The 22,196-nt window shown below is 71.7% G+C and carries 22 protein-coding genes; 12 read left to right on the top strand and 10 right to left on the bottom strand.

Going from position 1 to position 22,196, the window contains the following annotated elements:
• Positions 1-806: 806 nt before the first annotated feature.
• Together sepH and E1269_RS30280 are read right to left on the bottom strand one after the other, a co-directional pair.
• Positions 807-1,901 carry a septation protein SepH gene (gene sepH, locus E1269_RS30285; RefSeq protein WP_162606697.1) on the bottom strand — a complete coding sequence of 365 codons (1,095 nt, stop codon included), beginning with the start codon at positions 1,899-1,901 and terminating at the stop codon, positions 807-809.
• An 89-nt stretch (positions 1,902-1,990) separates the two neighbouring features.
• Complete coding sequence (locus tag E1269_RS30280) at positions 1,991-3,304, bottom strand: D-arabinono-1,4-lactone oxidase (RefSeq protein WP_131901691.1); 1,314 nt, start codon at positions 3,302-3,304, stop codon at positions 1,991-1,993.
• Positions 3,305-3,319: 15 nt separating this feature from the next.
• Between E1269_RS30280 and E1269_RS30275 the strand changes: the two genes are divergently transcribed.
• Positions 3,320-4,438, top strand: a complete 1,119-nt coding sequence (locus E1269_RS30275; RefSeq protein WP_131901689.1) for a ferrochelatase — start codon at positions 3,320-3,322, stop codon at positions 4,436-4,438.
• A 97-nt stretch (positions 4,439-4,535) separates the two neighbouring features.
• Complete coding sequence (locus E1269_RS30270) at positions 4,536-5,354, top strand: inositol monophosphatase family protein (RefSeq protein WP_131901687.1); 819 nt, start codon at positions 4,536-4,538, stop codon at positions 5,352-5,354.
• A gap of 143 nt (positions 5,355-5,497) precedes the next feature.
• On the opposite strand, the gene E1269_RS30265 is transcribed toward E1269_RS30270, so the two are convergent.
• Together E1269_RS30265 and E1269_RS30260 are read right to left on the bottom strand one after the other, a co-directional pair.
• Positions 5,498-6,694 (bottom strand): ABC transporter permease, encoded by a 1,197-nt coding sequence (locus E1269_RS30265; protein WP_131901685.1) that lies wholly within the window; start codon positions 6,692-6,694, stop codon positions 5,498-5,500.
• Positions 6,694-7,632, bottom strand: a complete 939-nt coding sequence (locus tag E1269_RS30260; protein ID WP_131901683.1) for an ABC transporter ATP-binding protein — start codon at positions 7,630-7,632, stop codon at positions 6,694-6,696. The genes E1269_RS30265 and E1269_RS30260 overlap by 1 nt, the downstream gene beginning before the upstream one ends.
• A gap of 290 nt (positions 7,633-7,922) precedes the next feature.
• Between E1269_RS30260 and E1269_RS30255 the strand changes: the two genes are divergently transcribed.
• On the top strand, positions 7,923-8,222 hold the full coding sequence (locus E1269_RS30255) for a DUF4193 domain-containing protein (RefSeq protein WP_131901681.1): 300 nt from the start codon (positions 7,923-7,925) through the stop codon (positions 8,220-8,222).
• A 16-nt stretch (positions 8,223-8,238) separates the two neighbouring features.
• On the opposite strand, the gene E1269_RS30250 is transcribed toward E1269_RS30255, so the two are convergent.
• On the bottom strand, positions 8,239-8,697 hold the full coding sequence (locus E1269_RS30250; protein ID WP_162606696.1) for a DUF3093 domain-containing protein: 459 nt from the start codon (positions 8,695-8,697) through the stop codon (positions 8,239-8,241).
• A 51-nt stretch (positions 8,698-8,748) separates the two neighbouring features.
• Here E1269_RS30250 and E1269_RS30245 point away from each other — a divergent pair, with 51 nt between their 5' ends.
• Genes E1269_RS30245 through E1269_RS30225 form a run of 5 tightly spaced genes read left to right on the top strand, consistent with a single transcriptional unit; the run spans position 8,749 to position 11,667 of the window.
• Positions 8,749-9,273: a PaaI family thioesterase gene (locus tag E1269_RS30245; RefSeq protein ID WP_203434230.1), complete on the top strand. Its 525-nt coding sequence runs from the start codon at positions 8,749-8,751 to the stop codon at positions 9,271-9,273.
• Entirely contained in the window at positions 9,270-9,773 is a 504-nt protein-coding gene (dut, locus tag E1269_RS30240) for a dUTP diphosphatase (protein ID WP_131901677.1), read from the top strand. Before E1269_RS30245 ends, dut begins: the two co-directional genes overlap by 4 nt.
• A 5-nt stretch (positions 9,774-9,778) precedes the next feature.
• Entirely contained in the window at positions 9,779-10,486 is a 708-nt protein-coding gene (locus E1269_RS30235) for a DUF3710 domain-containing protein (RefSeq protein ID WP_162606695.1), read from the top strand.
• 33 nt (positions 10,487-10,519) lie between these two features.
• Positions 10,520-10,912 (top strand): OB-fold nucleic acid binding domain-containing protein, encoded by a 393-nt coding sequence (locus E1269_RS30230; RefSeq protein WP_203434229.1) that lies wholly within the window; start codon positions 10,520-10,522, stop codon positions 10,910-10,912.
• On the top strand, positions 10,909-11,667 hold the full coding sequence (locus tag E1269_RS30225) for a DUF3159 domain-containing protein (RefSeq protein WP_131901673.1): 759 nt from the start codon (positions 10,909-10,911) through the stop codon (positions 11,665-11,667). The genes E1269_RS30230 and E1269_RS30225 overlap by 4 nt, the downstream gene beginning before the upstream one ends.
• Before the next feature lie 97 nt (positions 11,668-11,764).
• On the opposite strand, the gene E1269_RS30220 is transcribed toward E1269_RS30225, so the two are convergent.
• The gene (locus E1269_RS30220) at positions 11,765-12,430 is read right to left on the bottom strand and encodes a potassium channel family protein (RefSeq protein WP_131901671.1); all 666 of its coding nucleotides are present in this window, start codon (positions 12,428-12,430) and stop codon (positions 11,765-11,767) included.
• Positions 12,430-13,095, bottom strand: a complete 666-nt coding sequence (locus E1269_RS30215; protein ID WP_131901669.1) for a potassium channel family protein — start codon at positions 13,093-13,095, stop codon at positions 12,430-12,432. The genes E1269_RS30220 and E1269_RS30215 overlap by 1 nt, the downstream gene beginning before the upstream one ends.
• A 425-nt stretch (positions 13,096-13,520) precedes the next feature.
• Between E1269_RS30215 and E1269_RS30210 the strand changes: the two genes are divergently transcribed.
• From E1269_RS30210 to E1269_RS30195, 4 genes are all read left to right on the top strand, one after another.
• Positions 13,521-15,464 carry an APC family permease gene (locus E1269_RS30210; RefSeq protein ID WP_131901697.1) on the top strand — a complete coding sequence of 648 codons (1,944 nt, stop codon included), beginning with the start codon at positions 13,521-13,523 and terminating at the stop codon, positions 15,462-15,464.
• A gap of 47 nt (positions 15,465-15,511) precedes the next feature.
• Entirely contained in the window at positions 15,512-16,702 is a 1,191-nt protein-coding gene (locus tag E1269_RS30205; protein WP_338033602.1) for a class I SAM-dependent RNA methyltransferase, read from the top strand.
• Positions 16,703-16,988: 286 nt separating this feature from the next.
• On the top strand, positions 16,989-18,062 hold the full coding sequence (corA, locus tag E1269_RS30200; RefSeq protein ID WP_203434227.1) for a magnesium/cobalt transporter CorA: 1,074 nt from the start codon (positions 16,989-16,991) through the stop codon (positions 18,060-18,062).
• Between the two features lie 25 nt (positions 18,063-18,087).
• Entirely contained in the window at positions 18,088-19,014 is a 927-nt protein-coding gene (locus tag E1269_RS30195; protein ID WP_131901665.1) for an LLM class F420-dependent oxidoreductase, read from the top strand.
• A 209-nt stretch (positions 19,015-19,223) separates the two neighbouring features.
• Here the strand turns inward: E1269_RS30195 and glmS are convergent, their stop codons facing one another.
• The 3 genes from glmS to E1269_RS30180 all read right to left on the bottom strand — a co-directional run bounded on the left by glmS (position 19,224) and on the right by E1269_RS30180 (position 22,143).
• Positions 19,224-21,041, bottom strand: a complete 1,818-nt coding sequence (glmS, locus tag E1269_RS30190; RefSeq protein WP_131901663.1) for a glutamine--fructose-6-phosphate transaminase (isomerizing) — start codon at positions 21,039-21,041, stop codon at positions 19,224-19,226.
• Positions 21,042-21,121: 80 nt separating this feature from the next.
• Complete coding sequence (locus tag E1269_RS30185) at positions 21,122-21,379, bottom strand: hypothetical protein (protein ID WP_203434226.1); 258 nt, start codon at positions 21,377-21,379, stop codon at positions 21,122-21,124.
• 98 nt (positions 21,380-21,477) lie between these two features.
• Positions 21,478-22,143 (bottom strand): response regulator transcription factor, encoded by a 666-nt coding sequence (locus E1269_RS30180; protein ID WP_131901659.1) that lies wholly within the window; start codon positions 22,141-22,143, stop codon positions 21,478-21,480.
• Positions 22,144-22,196 lie beyond the last annotated feature (53 nt).

The raw sequence follows: 22,196 nt of genomic DNA, 5'->3' as shown, positions 1-22,196 counted from the left end.
CTCCCCCCAGGCCGGTGTGCCGCTCCCCGTCGTCCCCCGTGTCGGCTCGGCTCGGACCGGCGCCCCCCGGGCCGGTCGTCGTCGGGCCGTCGTCCCCCGTGTCGGTCCGCTCCGGGCCGGTGCCCCCCAGCCCGATCCGTCGCGGACCGCCGGCTGTGGCGCCGGCGTCCCCCACGCCGGCGCCACGTCGAGTCGAGTCCCGCGGAAGCGTCCTCCGCCCCGCTACGTCCCGCGGAACCATCGTCGTCAGTGACGGGCACGTGCCCCCAGGCACGGCGAGCCGTGCGTTGCTCACGTACCCGTCACCCCCCGTTGAAATACGACCCATCGCAGCATGCCCCCCGGCTTCACAGACGCTGTACCAGCAGACGCCGATGCCGTCTGCGTCGCCGTGCCGCGAGGGTCTCGACGATGCGGTGTCTCGACAGAGCCCGCCACGGTTCCAGGGGAGCGTTCGCGTCGCCCACGGGCTGGGCGGAGGTAGCTGGACGTCGAGACGCCACAACTGCCTCCCTGGTGTGCGCGACGCGGCCGGAGGTCCCGGAACCGCGGAACGCCGTCTGGTGGCGACCGGCGTTCACAGATACAGAGCGCGCACCCGGCTCACAGATACGTGCGAACCGGAAATTTCTTCGTGAATCCTCCGCGAGCGCTGCACGTCACCTGATCACTCATGTGTCACCTGATCGTCCGGACGAGAACGATCAGGTGGCGCGGGCAGCGGACGTGGTGGCCGTGGGCGGTACCTGATCATCCGCACATGCGGACAGGAGCCGATCAGATGACCGTCAGCGGGAGCTTCAGGCTCAGTCGTTCTTGCGGCGGCCGAACATGATCTCGTCCCAGCTGGGGACGCTGGGCCGGCGCGACCGGCTGGAACCGGCCGTCTTGCGGGCCGGGGGAGCGGGGTCGTCGGCGGTCGGTGCGAGGTCGGCCTGCTCGCCGGTCTCGACGTGCTTGGCGATGTCGCTGAGCCGCAGCCGCTCGCTGGTGACTTCGTCGTCGGCGGGGTCCGGTGCGTGGTCGTGGAACAGGTCGGGCTCGCGGCGACGACGTTCGGGGCGGCCGCCGCGGGCACTCCGGCGGGTGCCGCGCCGCGACGCGGTGGGGATGGGCGTGGTGGTCTCGACCTCGTCGGCAGGCTCCTCCGGCTCCTCGACGTCGCGGACCAGGCCGCGCACCGGCGGCGCACCGGAGGGGGCGGTCAGGAACGACGGCAGCTGCGGGCCCTCGTCCTCCTCCTCGCGCGCCGGCGAGCCGACGACGGAGAGCCGCGCCGGCCCGGTGGGCGCCTCCGGAGCCGACTCCTCGGTCGGCGTGGGAGCGTCGGCGGGCAGCACACCGGCGATGGAGCGGGCGTTGTCGTCCTCGGGCACGACGGTACGGCCGGACGGGTCGAACGAGAACAGCGCGGAGTCCTCCTCCTCGCCGGCCCAGGAGAAGCGGACCAGCCAGCGACCGTCCTCACGCCGCCAGGCGTCCCATTCGACCAGGTCGGGGTCGGCGCCGTAGGTCTTCGCGGTGGCCGTCGCCGCGGCTTCGAGGGTCTGCGGCGGGCCGTCGCCACCGAGCCGGCGGACCGTAGCCTGCCGGGCCCGGCCGGCGATGTGCTCGCGTTCGGCGATCACCGGGCCGGCGAACCGCTCGACCTTCTCCCGTGGCATGCCGGCCACGGCGGTGACCGCCTCGACGGACTCACCGGCCCGGATGCGTGCCTGGATGTCGCGTGGACGTAGCTGGCTTTCGAGCCGGATATCCAACTGTCCCAACCTCGCTCGGTCGCCTCGGATCGCGGCGAGCAGGCGGTCGTCCACCCGCAACGCCAGCTGTTCACCGTCGTGCCCGGTGAGGATGAGGTGGTTCCCGTCTTCGCTGACCGCGACCAGCCGAAGCTCGCGCACCACCCTCACCTCCGATCACGACTGCCACCATCGTCACCCGCCGTACCGGGTCCGACCAAGCCGCCACGCCGCCGGCGGCCCAGGTCAACTCAGCTCTCCAGCAGCCGGTCGAGGTGCTCGTTGGCCATGGTGCGGCCCGGATCGACGCGGTCGCGGACCGCCCGGAACGCATCCATTCGCGAGTATTGATCACGAAGATACCGTGAATCGCGGGTATGGAGCTTTCCCCAGTGCGGCCGGCCGCCGTAAGAGACCCAGAGCCGCTCCACGGCGTCGAACCACCCGCGGTAGTCAGTCCTCGGGTAGGCGTGGGTCGCGACGTAGACGGTGTCGCGGCCGTACGCGGGGGAGAGCCAGACGTCGTCGGCCGGCGCCAGCCGGACCTGGACAGGGAACGCGATGCGCCACGGTCCGCGGGCGGTGAGGTCGCGCAGCTCCCGCAGCGCCGCGACGGCGGCGGCGCGCGGCAGCGCGTACTCCATCTCGTGGAAGCGGACCCGCCGGGTGCTGGTGAACACGTTCGGCGCTGCGTCGACATAGCTGCTCCGGCGGATCAGCCGGGCCGCGGTGCGGTTGACCGCCGGGGTGCTCTTCGGCGCGGCCCGGGTGATCCGCTGCACCAGCGCGACCCCGGCGTTCTCGACGAGCTCGCCGGACCACCAGGCCGCGACCGGGTTGCGTGGCGCCGACGGCTCACCGGTGCGCCGGTTGACCTTGAGCTGGACGGCGCCGGTGAACGGCAGCCAGTGCAGGTCGCAGTGGTCCTCACCGGCCAGCTCGTCGAAGCGCTCCAGCACCTCGTCCAGGGTCGACGGGCGCTCGGTTGCTCGCAGCGTGAACGCCGGCTCGACCCGCAGCGTGACGGCGGTGAGCACGCCCAGCGCCCCGAGGCCGAGCCGCGCGGCCTGGAACAGGTCGCCGTCGTCGCTGGTGTCTTCGGAGCTGACGTCGGCGAGCGTGCCGTCGGGCAGGGCCAGGCGCACCGCGGTGACCTGATCGGACAGCGACGCGGTGACCCGTCCGCTGCCGTGGGTGCCGGTCGAGACGGCGCCGGCGACGGTCTGGGCGGCGATGTCGCCCATGTTCGTCAGGCTGTAGCCGCGGGCGGCCAGCGCGGTGTTGAGCTCGTGCAGTGGCGTGCCGGCGGCGACGGTGGCCGTGGCCGGCGCGCCCTCGGCGGTCGCGGCGTCGAGGGAGATCAGTCCGCTGAGCCGGTCCAGCCGCACCTGGACGCCGTCGGTGGCGGCGATCGGCGTGAAGCTGTGCCCCGCGCCGACCGGTCGCACCCGCAGCCCGTCGTGAGCGGCCCGGGCCAGCACCTCGGCGACCTCGGCGGCGCTGGCCGGCCGCTCGACCCGTTGTGGCCGCGCCTCGACGGTCCGGGCCCAGTTCCGCCACGTCATGGGCGTTAGGCTCTCATGGTGAGCATCACCGATCCGTACGACGCCCTCCTGGTCGTCTCCTTCGGCGGTCCGGAGGGCCAGGACGACGTCATCCCGTTCCTCGAGAACGTCACCAGGGGCAAGGGCATCCCGCGTGCGCGGCTGGAGGAGGTCGGCGAGCACTACCGCGCCTTCGGCGGCCGGAGCCCGATCAACGACCAGAACCGCGCGCTGATCGCCAACCTCGAGCACGAACTGGCCGAGCGGAACATCTCGCTGCCGGTGTACTGGGGCAACCGCAACTGGGACCCCTACCTCGCCGACGAGCTGGCTCGCATGCGCGACGACGGCGTCACCCGCGCCGCCGCCTTCGTCACCAGCGCCTACGACTCCTACTCGGGGTGCCGCCAGTACCGCGAAGACCTCTGGCGTGCCGTCGAGGCCACCGGACCGGGCGCGCCCCGCATCGACCGGCTGCGGCACTGTTTCGACCACCCCGGCTTCGTGATGGCCAATGCCGACGGCGTCGTGGGCGCGCTGGGCGACCTGCCGCCGTCGGCCGCGGAACGGGCCCGCATCGTCTACGTCACCCACTCCATCCCGGTGACCATGGCCGAGACCTCCGGGCCGACCGGCGGCGCGTACGTCGCTCAGCACCTGGCGGTCGCCGACGCGGTGAGCGCGCAGGTCGCCGCCCGCACGGGTGTGGCGCGCGAGCACGACCTGGTCTACTGCTCGCGCAGCGGCCCGCCGTCCATGCCGTGGCTGGAGCCCGACGTCAACGACCATCTGGCGGCGCTCGCCTCGCGCGGGGTCGATGCGGTCGTGCTGGCACCCATCGGGTTCCTCTCCGACCACATGGAGGTCGCCTACGACCTCGACACCGAGGCGGTGGCCACGGCCAAGGAGCTGGGCATCGCCGCCGCTCGGGCCGCGACCGCCGGGACGCACCCTGACTTCGTCGCGACCGTGCTCGACCTGCTGGTGGAGCGGGCCGCCGTCGAGCGCGGCGAACCGGTGACGCGGGCCAGCATCGGCGCCCCCGGCCCGGCCGCCGACGTCAGTCCGGCCGGCTGCTGCCCCAACCTGCGCGCCGACCTGCCCGCCCTGTGCGGCGAGGACACACCCCCACTGCCGTGGGTGGCCTCGAAATGACGAAATGATCACGTTCACCACGAAATTTCGTGTCGCGACAGGCTCGTAGGCCTGGCGGGGCACGCAAACGCATGGTGACGGCCCTCTCTGGAGGAGGATGCCTGTGACGACGGCCGATCCCGCCGACCTGCTCGTCCTAGCCGAGAAGACGGCTCGTGAGGCCGGACAGCTGGCCCGCGAGCGCCGCGACGCGGTCGAGCGCATGGACGTCGCGAACACGAAGTCCACGCCCACCGACGTCGTGACGGAGTCCGACACCGCCGCCGAGGCGCTGATCCGCTCCCGGATCCTCGACGCCCGGCCCGACGACGGAATCCTCGGCGAGGAGGACGGGCACGTCTCAGGCACGACGGGCGTGGACTGGGTGGTCGATCCCATCGACGGCACCGTGAACTATCTCTACGGCATCCCGCAGTACGCGGTGTCCATCGCGGCCAGGGTCGACGGCGCGGTGCGGGCCGGCGTCGTGCACAACCCGGCCAGCGGCGAGACCTGGACGGCGACGCTGGGCGGGGGGGCGTTCCTGGATGGGCGGGCGGTGCGGGTATCGGCGTGTGCTGCGCTGTCGTTGGCGCTGGTCGGGACCGGTTTTGGGTACGACGCCGGACGGCGGACGCGGCAGGCGGCAGTGCTGCTCGACGTGATCCCGGAGGTGCGCGACATCCGCCGGGCCGGTGCCGCGGCGCTGGACCTGTGCGCCGTCGCCACCGGACGGCTCGACGCGTACTACGAGCGCGGCCTCAACCCGTGGGACCTCGCGGCCGGGGGGCTGGTCGCGGCGGAGGCGGGCGCCGTCGTGAGCGGGCTGTACGGTGCGGAGCCCGGCAACGCCATGACCCTGGCGGCGACGCCCGGGGTGGCCGCCGAGCTGCGGGCGCTGCTGGAGCGGCTGGGCGCCGATCGCGACGCCCTCTGACCGTGGCCGAGCCGCCCCGGCAGTCGTCGGCGGGTGCACGAAGCGGGCCACCACGAGGATTCTGCGCGCGTCACGAGGCTTACAAGCCTGCCGCGACACGAGATTTCGTGCTGAACGTGATCATTTCGAGGCCGCGGGCGGGGTCAGGCGGAGCGGCGGGAGGCGAGAGCGTCGCGGAAGGAGACCTTGGCGCCCATACGCAGGACAGCGCCCTCGTAGACGCGAGCGGCCAGCACCACGAGCACCGAGATCAGCGCGAGCATGAAGACCAGCGCCAGCCCGACCTCCAAGCCGGCGGCGTCGCCGCGGGCCATCCGGATCGGCATGACCAGGGCGCTGAACGGCGGCACGATGCTGGCGACACTCGCGATCGGGCTGTCCGGGCTCATGAAGGCGAAGAAGGCGGCGAAGTACGAGACCATCATGACCGTGTTCACCGGCGTGGTGACGTTCTGCAGCTCCTCCTGTCGCGAGACGCGGGCCGCCGCCGCCGCCGACAGGCATGAGTAGGCCGCGTAGCCGAGCACGAACCAGCCCAGCGACAGCAGAACCGGGGTGATCATCGGCCCGGTCAGCTCGACCGCGCCCAGTGCCGCGGCCAGTCCCAGTCCCAGTCCGCCGATCAGCACGAGCTGGAAGAGCCCCAGCAGCCCGATGCCGACGATCTTGCCGGTGAGCAGCGCCCGCGCCGGTATGGCCGCGAGGATGACCTCGACCACGCGGCTGGACTTCTCCTCGACCACGCCCATGGCCACCCACATGGAGTAGCCGATGAGCTGGCCGAACAGGACGATCGAACCGAAGAAGGCGATGACGCCGCGGGCCTCGCGCTCCTCGGCGTCCGGGTCGAGCGTGACGGTGCGAAGGGTGGCTGAGCTGAGCGCCTCGGAGACCGCGCCGGGGTCGATGCCGGCGTCGGCGAGCGCTCGGGCGCCCTCGACCTGGCTGTAGGCGTTCTCGAGGACCGCGCGCAGGGAGCTGTCCAGCGACTGGTCGACGTAGACGGCGTCGGCGTCGACGTAGGCGTCGATGTCGCCGTCGCTGACCGCCTGCTCGGCAGCCTCGGCGTCGTCGGCGTCGTCGGCGAAGGTGATCTCGATGTCGGCGGTCTCGGCCTGCTGCTCGACGGCCGTACGCAGCTCGCCGGTGGAGTCGCCGACGAGGGCGACGTCGAAGCTGTCGTCGCCGAGGTCGGCGAAGCGGGGCAGCAGGACGACCAGCCCGATGATGCCGACCGTGACGGCCGTGGAGATGAAGAAGGACCGGTCGCGGATGCGCTGGGTGAACTCGCGCCGGGCAACGAGCCTGCTGGCCTCGCGGAACGAAAGGGCGCGCGCCATCAGGCGGCCTCCTCCTGAGCCGGTGCGCCCTGGTCGGTGACGACCGAGCGGAACAGTTCCGCCAGCGTCGGGCGGACGGGGGTGAACTGGCGCACGGCCCCGAGTGCGCGCGCGGCGTCGAGCAGTGCCTGGTCGTCGGTGCCGGGCGGCAGGTCGACGAGGGCGACCTCGTCGTCGCCGGCCGGTCCATGTTCCGCGACGACGATGCCGGGCACCCGCGCGGCGAGGGTGTCCAGCCAGCCGGGCTCGGCCCGCACCTGGAGGCGGTAGCGCCCGGCGGCGTCGCCGCGCAGCTCGTCGACGGTGCCGTCGGCGACCATGCGCCCGGCCCGGATGATCCCGACCGCGTCGCACAGCCGCTCGACCAGGTCGAGCTGGTGGCTGGAGAAGACGACGGCGGCGCCGGCGTCGACCCGCGAGCGCAGCACGGCAGCCATGGCGTCGACGCCCATGGGGTCCAGGCCGCTGAACGGCTCATCGAGCACCAGCACCGCCGGATCGTGCACGAGAGCGGCCGAGAGCTGAACGCGCTGCTGGTTGCCAAGCGACAGCGACTCGACCCGATCGGCCGCCCGTTCGCTCAGAGCGAGCGACTCAAGCAGCTGCGTAGCGGCCTTCTCGGCTGTGAGACGCGCCACACCGTGGAGCTGGGCGAGGTACACCAGATGCTCGTGGACACGCATCTTCGGGTAGAGCCCGCGCTCCTCGGGCATGTAACCGAACTCACGCCGGATCTCAGGGTCGAGGGCCCGCCCGTTCCAGCGCACCTCACCGGCGTCGGGCTCCAGAACACCAAGGACGATGCGCATGGCGGTGGTCTTGCCAGCGCCGTTCGTGCCGACGAATCCGTACATCTGCCCAGGTCGGACCGCGAACGAGAGGTTGTCGAGGGCGACGACGTCACCGTAGCGGCGGGATATCCCGTCGAGCTGCAGCATGCGGATCCTCTTCTGCTCTGCGCCTGTGCCCCCTCAGCCTGCCGGGTCGAATCCTGGCATGTCTCATCCTGCGGGACGGTGCCGGTGGTCGGTCCAGAGGACGACACGGCGCACGCTCGAAGGACGCGCCGCGGGCGCCGAGGTGGACATCACCGCGGACTCACCGGAGGGGTGCCGTGCGAAACGGGGTATCGATCGGGCAGAATCTCCCGCTCGGAGCGGGCACAACCTTGGGTCGCTGTGCGTTACACGACGGACCACTACGCGCCCAGTGAGGGGGATGGAACAACATGGCAACCGACTACGACGCGCCACGCAAGACCGACGACGAGCTGTCGGAGGACTCGCTGGAGGAGCTCAAGAACCGTCGGATGGACAAGACGTCGGGCATCGTCGACGTCGACGAGTCCGATCTGAACGAGTCGATGGAGCTCCCTGGTGCGGACCTGTCCAACGAGGAGCTGGCGGTTCGTGTGCTGCCGCGGCAGGCCGACGAGTTCACCTGCTCGCAATGCTTCCTCGTGCACCACCGCAGCCAGCTGGCGAAGGAGAAGAACGGACTGCTCATCTGCCGCGACTGCGCGGCGTGAGCCGGTACGTCCCCCGTCAGCGGCCGGTGGTCTGACGCGCCGCCTCGAGCACGGCCATGAGCCGCTCGGGGCGGCGCGTCGACACCAGCCAGTACGGCGTGGGGTCGGCGGCGTCGTCGACCGCGATCCGCACGACGGCGGGCAAGTAGCCCCTGATCGCCACGTACGCGCGCGGGTTCAGCTCCGGACCACGTGCCACCCGCGCCGCCTCACCGGTCAGCGCCTCCACCGCACCCACGGCCGACAGCGGCAGCCGGGCCCGTCCGACCGTCACCGACGAGTCGTCGACGCTGATGAGGAGTCTGCTGTAAGCGAACAGCACTGCTCCGCCGACCAGCATCACGACACCGGTCACCGGCAACGACACCTGGGAGCCGTACGCGTAGTGGTAGACGAGCCAGGCCGAGGCGGCCAGCCCCACGAGGTACAGCACCCACCGGACCGGCACGGCCAGGCGTTCGTGGTAACGAGTCACTCCAGCAGGGTGCCACGGATCGCCGACGAAGGACCGGTAGGGTCGTCGTTCGTGATCGAACGGCATCCCGACGCGCCGGCGCCCGGCACCCGGATCACCTCGCACTACCGCATGTGCGTCGGCTGCGGTCCGGACCACCCAACGGGACTGCACGTCACCGTCACCGCCGGCGAGGGCCTGACGGTCTCCGGCAGCTTCACCGTCACCGACGACCACCAGGGCGCACCCGGGCTGGCGCACGGAGGCATCCTGTCGCTGGCGTTCGACGAGGTGCTCGGCTCCCTCATCTGGCTCATCGGCGAACCCGCGGTCACCGGTCACCTGGAGACGTCGTACCGCCGCCCGGTGCCAGTCGGCACCACCCTGTACATCGGCGCCGCCATCGACCGCGTCGACGGGCGCAAGATCTACATGTCCGCGAGCGGGCGCGAGAACGCCGTCGACGGGCCGGTCAGCGTGACCGCGTCGGCCGTCTTCGTCGTCGTGCCGGCCACCCACTTCGTCGAGCACGGCCGCGCGGTCGCACCGTCGGAGCTGTCCGAGGCGGCCGCCAAGGTCGCGGAGGTGAACCCGTGAGCGCATCCGGTCCCGTCGACGTGCTGATCAGCCGGTTGGACCCGGAGGTGCCGCTGCCGGGCTACGCCCACCCCGGCGATGCCGGCGCCGACCTGGTGACCACCAGCGACGTCACCATCGCGCCGGGGGAGCGGGCGATGGTCGGTACGGGCGTCGCGATCGCGCTGCCGGCGGGATACGCTGCATTCGTCCACCCTCGGTCCGGTCTCGCGCATCGGCTCGGGGTGAGCATCGTCAACACCCCGGGCACGGTCGACGCGGGTTACCGAGGCGAGATCAAGGTGGTGCTGGTCAACCACGACCTACGGGAGCCGGCCACGTTCACGCGTGGCGACCGGATCGCCCAGCTGGTGATCCAGCGGGTCGAGCAGGCCCGGTTCCACGAGGTCGAGCGGCTGCCCGGGTCCGCGCGGGGCGACGGCGGATACGGGTCGACGGGCACCGCGTCGGTCGCCAACGGGTCGGCGCCCACGCCGGCCACCCACGACGGAAGGAAGTAACGCAGGTGTTCGGACGGCGGCGCCGCGGCGACGAGGACGGCCAGGACCTGGCCGAAGAGGCCGCGAAGACCACGCCCGGCGGCGAGTCCGGCCAGAGTGCCGGCACCGACGCGGGCGAGTCGCCCAAGAGCGACCGCACCGGCGGACCGTTCGACGCGTCGGAGGTCGACCTGAGCTCGGCCCGGTCCGGCCGCATCGACCTCGGTGGCCTGCTGATCAAGGGCGCGCCGGGGATGAAGCTGCAGCTCCAGGTCGACCAGCGCACCGGCAACGCCACCAGCGCCCTGCTCACCGTCGGGGAGGCCGCGGTTCAGCTCATCGCGGTGGCCGCGCCGCGCAGCAGCGGCATGTGGGCCCAGACCCGCCTGCAGATCGCGCAGGACGCCAAGCGCCGCGGCGGCCGTGCCGAGGAGGCCACCGGCCCGTTCGGCACCGAGATGCGCCTCGTGGTGCCGGTGCAGGCGCCGGACGGCAAGCAGATGCTGCAGCCGTCGCGGGTGTCCGGCATCGACGGGCCGCGGTGGATGCTGCGGGCCACGTTCCTCGGTCGGGCCACCAACGACGCGACCGTGTTCGGACAGCTCGTCGACCTGGTCAAGCAGACGGTCGTCATCCGCGGCGAGGGCCCGATGGCCCCCGGCGACGTCATCGTGCTGAAGCCGCCGGCCGGCAGCCAGACGCCCGCGACGCCCGACCAGCCGCTACAGGCCTGACACCCAGGTCACGTGCGGATTAGGCTCGATAGCGTGAACGAGAGCACCGGGCGCCGAGGATTGTGGGGCGCCATCACACGGTGGGCCGCCTCCGACCAGGAGGTCGAGGCCGAGGAGCTGCGCGACGACGCCCTCGAGGCCGGCTGCCAGCCGCTGGCCGAGGTCCAGGACCGCACCACCGTCCGGGTCCGCGGCGTGCTGCAGTCCGTCACGCTGCAGCCCCGCATGGGTACGCCGGCTCTGGAGGCCGACTTGTTCGACGGCTCCGGGTCGGTGACACTGGTCTGGCTCGGCCGGCGGCGCATCGCCGGCATCAGCTGTGGTCGGCGCCTCGTCGCGACCGGCCGGGTGGCCGCCTTCGACGGCCGCAGGGTCATGTACAACCCCCGATACGAGCTGTTGCCCGCGGGCGGGAGTGAGAGTTGAGTCAGGACGAGTCCGGAACCGGACGCGACGCCCAGACACCCACCGGCACCGGCGAGCCCGCCGGCAATCCGAGCCGGCCGAGCCCGGTCAGGCAGGGCTGGGTGCAGGCCATCACCTCCGACGAGCGGTTTCGCCCTCAGGACGCGCTCGGCCCGGCGGCCCTGCTCGACGCCGGGCTGCCGCTGGCCGTGTTCACCGTCGTCTACACCGCGGCCGGGCGCGACCTCCAGCTGTCGCTGTGGGTCGCCCTCGGCGCCGGCGCGCTGCTGGGCGTCATCCGGCTGCTACGGCGCGAGCGCATGCAGAACGTCGTCGCCGGGTTCCTCGGGCTCGGCATCGCCGCCTACCTCGCCAACCGCACCGGCCGGGCCGAGGACGTCTTCCTGCCCGGCCTGCTCATCAATGTCGCCTACGGCACGGCCGGCCTCATCTCCGTCGTGGTGCGCTGGCCGCTGATCGGGCTGTTCGTCGGCTTCGCCACCGGCCAGGGCACCTCGTGGCGGCGCGACCCCGCCCTGACCAAGGCGTTCACCCTGGCCACCCTGCTCTGGGTCAGCATGTTCGCCGCTCGCCTGGCGGTGCAGGCGCCGCTGTACTTCGCCGGCGAGGACCAGCTCGGCTGGTTGGCCGGGGCCCGCCTGGTCATGAGCTGGCCGCTGTTCCTGCTGGTGGCGTACGTGTCGTGGCTGATCATCCGGCCCGCGTACCACGCGCACAACGCCCGCCAGGCCGCACCCGACCCCGTCGACGGCTGACGCGGGCCAGCCAGCCGGCCTTTTCCCGCGTTGATCATGGCCCGACCGACGTTCCGGTCGGTCGGAACCCCTGTTGGGCCATGATCAACGGCAGAGGTCAGGCTTCGTGGGGCGACAGGAGCTGCTCGAGCTGCTTCTCGCGCTCCGGTGCGGCCACGAAGAGCAGCTCGTCGCCGGACTCGAGCGGGAGGTCGGGCATCGGGCTGTGGACGTGCTTGCCGCGGATGATCGAGACCAGGGACGTGTCGATCGGCCAGGCGACGTCGGCCACCGCCGTGCCGACGATGGGGGAGTCGACCGGCAGGGTCAGCTCGACGAGGTTGGCCTCGCCCTGCCGGAAGCTGAACAGCCGGACGAGGTCGCCGACGCTGACGGCCTCCTCGACCAGCGCGCTCATGATGCGCGGGGTCGAGACGGAGACGTCGACGCCCCAGCTCTCGTTGAACATCCACTCGTTGCGGGGGTGGTTCACCCGGGCGACCACGCGCGGCACGCCGAACTCCGTCTTGGCCAGCAGCGAGACCACGAGGTTGACCTTGTCGTCGCCCGTCGCGGCGATGACGACGTTGCACCGGTCGAGCGCGGCCTCCTCGAGCATGGACAGCTCGCACGCGTCGGCCAGCAGCCACTCGGCCTCGGGCACGCTGGCGGCCTTGATGGCCTTGGTCTCCTTGTCGATGAGGAGGACGTCGTGGCCGTTGGCCAGCAGCTCCGAGGCGATCGAGCGCCCGACGTTGCCGGCGCCGGCGATGGCAACCCGCATCAGCCCTTCACCTCCGGGGTGGTCGCGAAGACCTGGGTGACGTGTGGGACCTGCTCGGTGCGCACGAGCACGTGGACGAGGTCGCCGTCCTGGATGACGGTGTCGGCGCTGGGCAGGATGCCGTCGCCGTAGCGGGTCAGGAACGCGACCCGGGCGCCGGAGGCATCCTCCAGCTTCGCCACCGGGCTGCCGATCCAGCCCGCTGTGACCGGCAGCTCGGCCAGCTGGACCGTGCCGGTGGGGTCGACCCACTCCGTCTGCGCGCCCTCAGGAAAGAGCCGGCGCAGGATCTGGTCTGCGGTCCACCGGACGGTGGCGACGGTGGGAATGCCGAGGCGCTGGTAGACCTCGGCGCGGCCGGGGTCGTAGATGCGGGCGACGACGTTGTCGACGCCGAAGGTCTCGCGGGCGACCCGCGCGGCCAGGATATTGGAGTTGTCGCCGCTGCTGACCGCAACGAAGGCGTCGGCCCGCTCGATGCCCGCCTCGATCAGGACGTCCCGGTCGAACCCCACGCCGGACACCGTCGACCCCTCGAAGCCCGGCTGCAGCCGGCGGAACGCCTCGGGGTTCTGGTCGACGATGGCGACGGTGTGATCGTGCGACTCCAGGATGTGCGCGACGGTCGAACCGACCCGCCCGCAGCCCATGATGACGACGTGCACTGTGGTCCTCTCACGCGAGGTCAGGCGAGGCCGTACTCGCCGTGTCGCAGCCGACGTTACACGAGCTGCCCGAGGTCGCCGGGGCCACGTGACGGACGTCGCTCGTCCTGGGTCGGTGCGGGCCTGGACCGACGCCTCGGGGACCTTCGGCCCCGCTCTGCGCCGGTGTCGCGTGTCCCGGCTGGCTGCCCGAGGTCGCCGGGGCCACGTGACGGACGTCGCTCGTCCTGGGTCGGTGCGGGCCTCGACGTCGCTCGTCCTGGGTCGGTGCGGGCCTGGACCGACGCCTCGGGGACCTTCAGCCCCGCTCTGCGCCGGTGTCGCGTGTCCCGGCTGGTTCGTTGGGCATACCATTGCCGATCGTGCCGAAGCTCGGCGATATCTCGAAACGACTGATCATCGGCCGGAAGCTGGCCAGTGACCGGATGGGCCACACGCTGCTGCCCAAGCGGCTGGCGCTCCCGGTGTTCGCCAGCGACCCGCTGTCGTCGGTCACCTACGCCACGCAAGAGATCCTGGTGATCCTGACCCTGGGCGGTCTGGTGTACCTGCACTACACGCCGTGGGTCGCCGCCGCCGTCGTGCTGCTGCTGATCACCGTGGTCGCGTCGTACCGCCAGCTGGTCCGCGCGTACCCGACCGGAGGCGGCGACTTCGAGGTCGCGAACACCAACCTGGGCCCCTCAGCCGGCCTCGTCGTCGCCAGTGCGCTGCTCATCGACTACGTCCTGACGGTTGCGGTGTCGGTCTCCGCTGGCGTGGACAACCTGATCTCGGCCGTGCCGGAGCTCCACGACTACCGCGTGCCGATGGCGCTGGGCATTGTCGTGCTGCTGGCGGCGATGAACCTGCGCGGCATCAAGGAGAGCGGTACGGCGTTCGCCATCCCGACGTACCTGTTCCTCGTGGGCATGGGCGCGCTGATCGTGTGGGGACTGGGCCGGACGGCGTTCGGCGACGACCCCGTCGCGGAGTCGGCCGAGTACGACGTCCACGCCGAGATGGCCGACCTGAGCACGGTGGCGCTGATCCTGCTGGTGCTGCGGGCGTTCGCGTCCGGGTGTACGGCGTTGACCGGCGTGGAGGCCATCGCCAACGGGGTACCGGCGTTCCGCAAGCCGAAGGCGAAGAACGCCGCCATCACCTTGGCGATCATGGGCACGCTGTCCATCACGATGTTCACCGGCATCACCGGCCTCGCGGTGATCGCGGATGTGCACTACACCGAGGACCCCTGCACGCTGGAGGGCTTCGACTGCTCGCAGCCGCAGCCGACGGTGATCTCGCAGCTGGCCGAGGCGGTCTTCGGCGGTGGGAGCATCCCGTTCTACTACATCCAGGGCGCCGCGGCGTTGATCCTGATCCTGGCAGCGAACACCGCGTTCAACGGCTTCCCGCTCCTCGGCTCGATCCTCGCGCAGTACCGCTACGCGCCGCGCCAGCTGCACACCCGCGGCGACCGGCTGGTCTTCAGCAACGGCATCATCCTGCTGGCCGTCTTCGCCGGGCTGCTGATCGTGGCGTTCGACGCGTCCGTGACGCGCCTGATCCAGCTCTACATCGTCGGCGTGTTCACCGCGTTCACGTTCGGCCAGACCGGCATGGTCCGGCACTGGAACCGGCTGCTTTCCGCGGGGCCGGACCCGGCCGAGCGGCGGTCCATCCTGCGCTCGCGGGCCATCAACGCCACCGGTGCGACGCTGACGGGAGTCGTCCTGGTCGTCGTGCTGATCACGAAGTTCACCCATGGCGCGTGGCTCGTCGTCGCGATGATGCCGCTGCTGTTCCTGATCATGCGCGGCATCCGCCGGCACTACGACACCGTCACCGACGAGCTCGCGGTCGAGGACTGGCCGGCCGAGTCGCTGCTGCCCTCGCGCGTCCACGCCGTCGTGCTGGTGTCGCGGCTGCACAAGCCGACGGTCCGGGCCATCGCGTATGCCCGGGCGGCCCGGCCGGACATCCTCGAAGCCATCACCGTCGACGTCGACGGCGACGCGACCAGCGCGCTGCTGGACGAGTGGGACCGCCACGACATCCCGGTGCCGCTGCGCGTCCTGGACTCGCCGTACCGCGAGATCGCCCGGCCGGTCGTCGAGTACGTCCGCGCCATCCGCCGGGCCAGCCCGCGCGACGTCGTCACCGTCTACGTCCCCGAGTACGTGGTCGGGCGCTGGTGGGAGCGGCTGCTGCACAATCAGAGCGTGTTCTGGCTCAAGGGCCGGCTGCTGTTCACGCCGGGCGTCATGGTCACCAGCGTGCCGTGGCAGCTGCGTTCGGCCGTCGGCGGCGGCCAGTCGGGAAAGCCACGGCAGGCGCCCGGCGACGTACGACGGGGCGAGATCCGCCGAGGCGGTGGGTCGTCCTGACAAGACGGCAGCGCCAAGTCCGGGGTGCCTGCGTCGTCGGCACCGAGGTGGTCGTCGACGTCGGCCCGGTCGCACACGGCGGCAGTTGCGTGGCCCGCCACGAAGGCCGCGCGGTCTTCGTCCGCCATGCCCTGCCCGGCGAGCGGGTCCGCATCCGGGTCACCGAGGGCGGCACCGAGGACCGGTTCTGGCGGGCCGACGCGGTCGAGGTGCTGTCGGCGTCACCGGACCGGGTGGAGCCGCCGTGCCCGTGGGCCGGGCCCGGACTATGCGGCGGCTGCGACTGGCAGCACGCGTCGCTTCCGGCGCAGCGCCGGCTCAAGGCAGCCGTCGTCGAGGAGCAGCTGCGGCGGCTGGCCGGCCTGACCTGGCCGGTCGAGGTGGAGCCGGTGGACGGCGACGACGACGGGCTCGGCTGGCGCACGCGGGTGACTTACGCCGTCGACGGCTCCAGCGGCCGGGCCGGGCTGCGGGCGCACCGCTCGCACACCGTCGTTCCCGTCGACACCTGCCTCATCGCCCACCCGGAGGTGCGGGCGGCGAGTGTGGAGCGCGAGCACTGGCCGGGGACGTCGTCGGTCGAGGTGGTCGTGTCTGACTCCGGTGACCGGCAGGTCATCGCCGACGGCGTAGTACGCACGGGACGCGGGCACGTCGTCGAGCGGGCCGCCGGACGGAGCTGGCGGGTCAGTGGCGGCGGGTTCTGGCAGGTCCACCCCGGCGCGGCGCGGACCCTCGTGGACGCCGTGCTCGACGGGCTGGCGCCGGCGCCGGGGGAGCGGGCCATGGACCTCTACAGTGGCGTCGGGCTGTTCGCCGGGGCGCTGGCCGACGCGGTCGGGCCGGACGGGTCCGTGCTGGCGGTCGAGGGGTCGCGGCAGGCCGTCGCCGACGCCCGACGCAACCTGCACGACGTGCCGTGGGCGCGCCTGGTCGAAGGACGGGTGGACCGGGTGCTGGCCGGAGGTGGAGCGGCGGACGACGGCGCGGCGGACGGTGCGCGGGTCGACGTCGTCGTCCTCGACCCGCCGCGGCAGGGCGCGAAGGCCGCCGTCGTCGGCGAGATCGCCGCCCGGGCGCCGCGCGCCGTCGCCTACGTGGCCTGCGATCCCGCCGCGCTCGCGCGCGACCTGGCGAGCTTCGCCGGCCTCGGCTACCGGCTGACCGAGTTGCGGGGATTCGACCTGTTCCCGATGACCCACCACGTGGAGTGCGTCGCGATCCTGCGCCCGGGGTGAGCGCGGCTGATCGCGGTCGGACCCGGGGTGAACTATCCTTGACTGCGGCGAATACGTCACGGGTTCGAGGAGGTGAGGCTGCCGTGCGCAGTGAACCTCCCAGTCATGCGCCGCAGGGCGCCGTGGCCGTCGCGGGCAGGTAGGGCCCGGCGGTCGGGTGTTCCTGCGCCTGTGACACCTCGGACCGTCCGCCACACCGTTTGGGAGCGACGCCATGCCTCCTCGTCGTCAGCGCGCACTGCGCGTCATCCGGCCGGCCCTACGCCGGCAGAGCAGAGGTGGCTCCATGACCGACGACTTCGACACGTCGGCCACCGAGCCGGAGTCCACGCAGCCGCGTTCCAGCATCGTCGACGCGGCGCTGTACCGCGACGGGAAACGCATCAGTACGCCCAGCTCACTGGCCGATACCTATCGCCAGTTGCGCGAGGACTCCGAGGCGATGGCGTGGATCGGCCTGTTCCGCCCCAGCGACGCGGAGCTGATGTCGCTGGCCGAGGAGTTCGACCTGCACCCGCTGGCCGTCGAGGACGCGATGGAGGCACACCAGCGGCCCAAGCTGGAGCGCTACGGCGAGACCCTCTTCGTCGTGCTGCGGGCCGCCCGCTACCTGGACGCGGTCGAGGAGGTCGACTTCGCCGAGCTGCATCTGTTCGTGGGGCCCGGCTTCGTCATCACTGTCCGGCACGGCGCGGCGCCCAACCTGTCCGCCGTCCGCCAACGCATGGAGGACAGCCCCGACCTGCTCCGGCTCGGGCCCGAGGCCGTCTTGTACGCGGTGCTGGACGCCGTCGTCGACGGGTACGTCCCGGTCGTGTCCGGCGTGTCGAACGACGTCGACGAGATCGAGACCGAGGTGTTCGGCCGCGACCCAAGCGTCTCGCGGCGCATCTACGAGCTGTCCCGCGAGGTGCTGGAGTTCCAGCGGGCGACGCGGCCGCTCATCAGCATGATGCGTGACCTCGAGGCGGGGTTCAACAAGTACGGCACCGACGAGGAGCTCCAGCGCTACCTGCGTGACGTCGCCGACCACGTCGTGGAGGTCACCGAGCGCGTCGATGGGTTCCGCCAGGTGCTGCAGGACATCCTCGCCGTCAACGCCACGCTCGTCACTCAGCAGCAGAACGAGGAGATGAAGGCCCTCACCGAGGCCAGCTACGAGCAGAACGAGGAGCTCAAGAAGATCTCGGCCTACGCGGCCATCCTGTTCGCCCCGACGCTCGTGGGCACCATCTACGGCATGAACTTCGACAACATGCCCGAGACGCACTGGTCGCTGGGTTATCCGTTCGCGATGCTGCTGATGGCGATCGTCTGCGTGACGCTGTTCCTCATCTTCCGACGCCGCGGCTGGTTGTGAAACCTGGGCGTGGTTTGCTGATGGCATGCAGCTGAGGATCTTTACCGAACCACAACAGGGCGCTAGCTACGACGACCTGCTGCGGGTGGCGCAGGCCACCGAGCGACTCGGTTTCGACGCCTTCTTCCGCTCCGACCACTACCTGGCGATGGGCAGCTCGTCCGGCCTGCCCGGACCGACCGACGCGTGGACGACGCTGGCCGGCCTGGCCCGCGAGACATCGCGCATCCGGCTGGGCACGCTGGTGTCGTCGGCGACGTTCCGGTACCCCGGTGTGCTGGCGGTCCAGGTCGCTCAGGTCGACCAGATGTCCGGCGGCCGGGTCGAGCTCGGGTTGGGCTCGGGCTGGTTCGAGCGGGAGCACGCCGCCTACGGCATCCCGTTCCCGCCGAAGCGGTTCGGGCTGCTGGAGGAGCAGCTGGCCATCGTCACCGGGCTGTGGTCGACGCCGTCGGGCTCGCGGTTCGACTTCCAGGGTGAGCACTACACGCTGAGGGACTCCCCGGCGCTGCCCAAGCCGGTGCAGCAGCCGGTACCGGTGATCGTCGGCGGCAACGGCCCGCGCCGTACCCCGGCGCTGGCAGCCAAGTACGCGGCCGAGTACAACACGTCATTCCCGCCGAAGGACCAGATCGCCGACAAGTTCGGCAACGTCCGCAAGGCCTGCGAGGACGCCGGCCGCGACCCCGACTCGCTCGTCTACTCCGCCGCCATGGTCGCCGTCTGTGGCGTGGACGAGAAGGAGTTCGAGCGGCGCGCGGCGGCCATCGGGCGCGAGCCGGCGGAGGTGCGGCGCAACGGCCTCGCGGGCACGCCGCAGGAGGTCGTCGACGGCATCAACGCGCTGCGCGACCTCGGGGCGAGCCGGGTCTACCTGCAGATCCTGGACCTCTCCGACCTCGACCATCTGGAGCTCATCGCCGCCGAGGTCGCACCGCACGTGACCGCCTGAGCCGCGGCCGCACCCGGGGCTTCGGCCCGGGCCCTCCGCCGCCGCCGCCGCTGCTGCGCCACCCCCGCCTGCGCCTGCGGCGCGTTGATCTTGGAGTCATCGCTGTATCGCCGGGCGAAATTTCCGGTGGATTCCGCAGGAACTCCAAGATCAACGCGGCTGAGGGGCGGCTGACAACGGCTGGAGGGCTGGGTGCCCGTCCGCGCCCGTCACTCCACCGTGACGGACTTGGCGAGGTTGCGCGGCTTGTCCACGTCGTGCCCGAGCGTGCGGGCTGCGTGGTAGGCGAGGATCTGGAGCGGGATCGTCAGCAGCAGCGGGTCCAGCTCCGGCTCGCTCTTCGGCACGGTGATCACGTCCTTGGCCGGGACGCCGAGGTCGACGCCGTCGTGCGTCACCACGCACAGCGGCCCGGACCGCGCGGTGATCTCGTGCAGGGCGCCGACATTGCGCTCCAGCAACTCGTCGTCGGGGACGATCGCGACGGTGGGGAGGTTCGGGCCGACCAGCGCCAGCGGGCCGTGCTTGAGCTCGGAGGTCTGGTAAGCCTCGGCGTGCCGGTACGAGATCTCCTTGAACTTCTGCGCCCCTTCACGTGCGACGGGGTAGCCGCGCGTCCGCCCGACGAAGAACAGGCTCGGCGCCTGGGCCAGGCGGGTGGCGACGTCGGCGAGGTGTTCCTCGTCGGCAACGATGCTCTCGATCTGCTCCGGCAGCCGCTGCATCGCCGCGAGCAGGCGCCGTCCGTCGGCCGGTGACACATCGCGGACGCGCCCCAGGTGGATGCCGAGCAGCGCGAACGCGACGTCCATGTTCGTCAGCGCCTTCGTGGACGCGACCGCCACCTCGGGGCCCGCGTGCAGGTAGATGCCGCCGTCGCACTCACGCGCAATGCTGGAGCCGACGACGTTGACCAGTCCGATGACGCGGCCGCCCTTGCGCTTGAGCTCCTGGACGGCGACCAGCGTGTCGTAGGTCTCGCCGGACTGGCTCACCGCGACGTAGAGGGTGTCCTTCTCGATCACGGGGTTGCGGTAGCGGAACTCCGAGGCCGGCTCGGCATCGGCGGGGATGCGGGCCAGCTCCTCGATGAACTGTGCGCCGACCTGCCCGGCGTAGTAGGCCGAGCCGCAGCCGAGGATCTTGACCCGGCGGAACTCGCGCGCCTCCCGCGCGTCCATCTCCAGGCCGCCGAGCCGGACGGTGTGGAACCGCTCGTCCAGCCGGCCGCGCAGGCAGCGCCGGACCGCCTCGGGCTGTTCGAGGATCTCCTTGCGCATGAAGTGCTCGTGGGAGCCCTTGTCGTACTCGCCGCTGGACCAGTCGACCGTGATGGCGGTCTTCGTCGTGCGGGCCTCGCGGGTGAACGTCTGGTACCCGTCGGCGCGGACGGTGGCCAGCTCGCCGTCGTCGAGGTGCACGACCTGGCGGGTGTAGCGGACCAGGGCGGCGGCGTCGCTGGCGACATGCATCTCGCGCTCGCCGACGCCGATGATGATCGGGCTGCCGTTGCGGGCGACCACCAGCCGGTCGGGGTGGTCGAGATCGGCGACGGCGATGCCGTACGTACCGTCGACCTGCGCGAGCGCGGCGAGGACCGCGTCTTCCAGGGTGGTTGCGGCCGCCCGGGCGATGAGGTGCGCGAGGACCTCGGTGTCGGTGTCGGAGCCGAAGACGACGCCGTCGGCGGCAAGCTCCGCGCGCAGCGGGCCCGCGTTGTCGATGATGCCGTTGTGCACGACGGCGACTCGCCCGTCGGCGCTGAGCTGCGGGTGTGCGTTGCGCTCCGACGGAGCGCCGTGGGTGGCCCAGCGGGTGTGGCCGATGCCGACCTTGCCGCCGAATCGCTTCGGCAGCGTGGCCTCCAGCTCGCGGACCCGGCCCACGTCGCGGTGCAGCCGGATCTCCTGCGGTGCGAGGACCGCGACGCCGGCGGAGTCGTAGCCGCGATACTCCAGCCTGGCCAGGCCGTCGACGAGGATGGGCGCGGCCGGCTTGGGGCCGACGTATCCGACGATTCCGCACATGGTCGGGGTCCTCTCTGGGTCTTGGGGAGTGTGTTCGGGTTGGTCCGGGATCGCGTTCTGGTGTGTCCGGGCTGCGTGGGTCAGCCGTAGACGATGCGGCGCAGCTGCCGGGTCGAGAGCTCTGGCGCACGGACCGGGCGACGGGCCAGCTCGAGCTGGATGCGCTCGAAGATCTCGTCGTTCTTCCCGCCGCGCAGCTGTAGCTCCTGGTGGCGGCGGCGCACGTACTCGTCGGCGGTCTCGGAGAAGTACGCGGCGACGTCGGCGACGATGCGGCTCGCGTCGCCGGCCGGCAGTCCGGTGGTCCGGACGATCTGCTCGACCAGCTCGTGAGTCATGGCGATAACCATGCCCCGGCGTCGATGATTCGCCAAGGATCTGCCCGGAATCGGGCAGGAAGGGCCGTTTACGCCTCGTAGGTGTGCGCGCTGGCGGGTCAACCGCCGGGCTGAACCAGGCCGGTCTCGTACGCGACGACGACGGCCTGGGCGCGGTCGCGCAGGTCGAGCTTCATGAGGATGCGGCCGACGTGCGTCTTGACGGTCTGTTCGGCCAGGACCAGGGCCGCGGCGATCTCGGCGTTCGACAGGCCGCCGGCGATGAGCTTCATGACCTCGGTCTCGCGGGGAGTGAGCACCCGCAGCCGCTCCGGCCGCGGCCGGTTGGGCTCGGGCCGGCGGGCGAAGTCGGCGATGAGCGTACGGGTCACCGACGGCGCCAGGAGCGCGTCGCCGGCGGCCACCACCCGGACCGCGTGGACGAGATCGGCAGCCGGCGCGTCCTTGAGCAGGAAGCCGCTGGCCCCGGCCCGAAGTGCCTCGTAGACGTAGTCGTCGAGGTCGAACGTCGTGAGCATGATGACCCTCGGGTGAGGGTTCCCGGGCGCCTTGAGGATGCGCCGGGTCGCCTCCAGGCCGTCGAGCACCGGCATCCGCACGTCCATCAGCACGATGTCCGGCTCCAGCCGGCGCACCGCGTCGACGGCCTGCGCCCCATCCGCCGCGTCGCCGACGACGTCGATGTCCTCCTGCGCGGCCAGCAGCGCGCCGAAGCCCTGACGCACCATGGCCTGGTCGTCGACGATCAGCACACGAGTGGTCATGCCGTGGGCTCCGCGGGCGGTCCAGTCCGGTCAGCGCTGGCGCAGGTGGGCGG

This window comes from Jiangella asiatica (assembly GCF_004349065.1).
Lineage (GTDB): Bacteria > Actinomycetota > Actinomycetes > Jiangellales > Jiangellaceae > Jiangella > Jiangella asiatica.
Note: the sequence above shows the minus strand (reverse complement) of the source record. Positions and strands in the feature narration are given on the sequence as shown.

Coding starts and splice junctions, on each gene's coding strand:
- corA (WP_203434227.1), top strand. CDS start 16,989: ATGACCGACGACTTCGACACGTCGGCCACCGAGCCGGAGTCCACGCAG.
- E1269_RS30210 (WP_131901697.1), top strand. CDS start 13,521: ATGGGCCACACGCTGCTGCCCAAGCGGCTGGCGCTCCCGGTGTTCGCC.
- E1269_RS30180 (WP_131901659.1), bottom strand. CDS start 22,143: ATGACCACTCGTGTGCTGATCGTCGACGACCAGGCCATGGTGCGTCAG.
- E1269_RS30260 (WP_131901683.1), bottom strand. CDS start 7,632: ATGCTGCAGCTCGACGGGATATCCCGCCGCTACGGTGACGTCGTCGCC.
- E1269_RS30270 (WP_131901687.1), top strand. CDS start 4,536: ATGCCTGTGACGACGGCCGATCCCGCCGACCTGCTCGTCCTAGCCGAG.
- E1269_RS30275 (WP_131901689.1), top strand. CDS start 3,320: ATGGTGAGCATCACCGATCCGTACGACGCCCTCCTGGTCGTCTCCTTC.
- E1269_RS30195 (WP_131901665.1), top strand. CDS start 18,088: ATGCAGCTGAGGATCTTTACCGAACCACAACAGGGCGCTAGCTACGAC.
- E1269_RS30280 (WP_131901691.1), bottom strand. CDS start 3,304: ATGACGTGGCGGAACTGGGCCCGGACCGTCGAGGCGCGGCCACAACGG.
- E1269_RS30185 (WP_203434226.1), bottom strand. CDS start 21,379: ATGACTCACGAGCTGGTCGAGCAGATCGTCCGGACCACCGGACTGCCG.
- E1269_RS30220 (WP_131901671.1), bottom strand. CDS start 12,430: ATGCGGGTTGCCATCGCCGGCGCCGGCAACGTCGGGCGCTCGATCGCC.
- glmS (WP_131901663.1), bottom strand. CDS start 21,041: ATGTGCGGAATCGTCGGATACGTCGGCCCCAAGCCGGCCGCGCCCATC.
- E1269_RS30265 (WP_131901685.1), bottom strand. CDS start 6,694: ATGGCGCGCGCCCTTTCGTTCCGCGAGGCCAGCAGGCTCGTTGCCCGG.
- E1269_RS30255 (WP_131901681.1), top strand. CDS start 7,923: ATGGCAACCGACTACGACGCGCCACGCAAGACCGACGACGAGCTGTCG.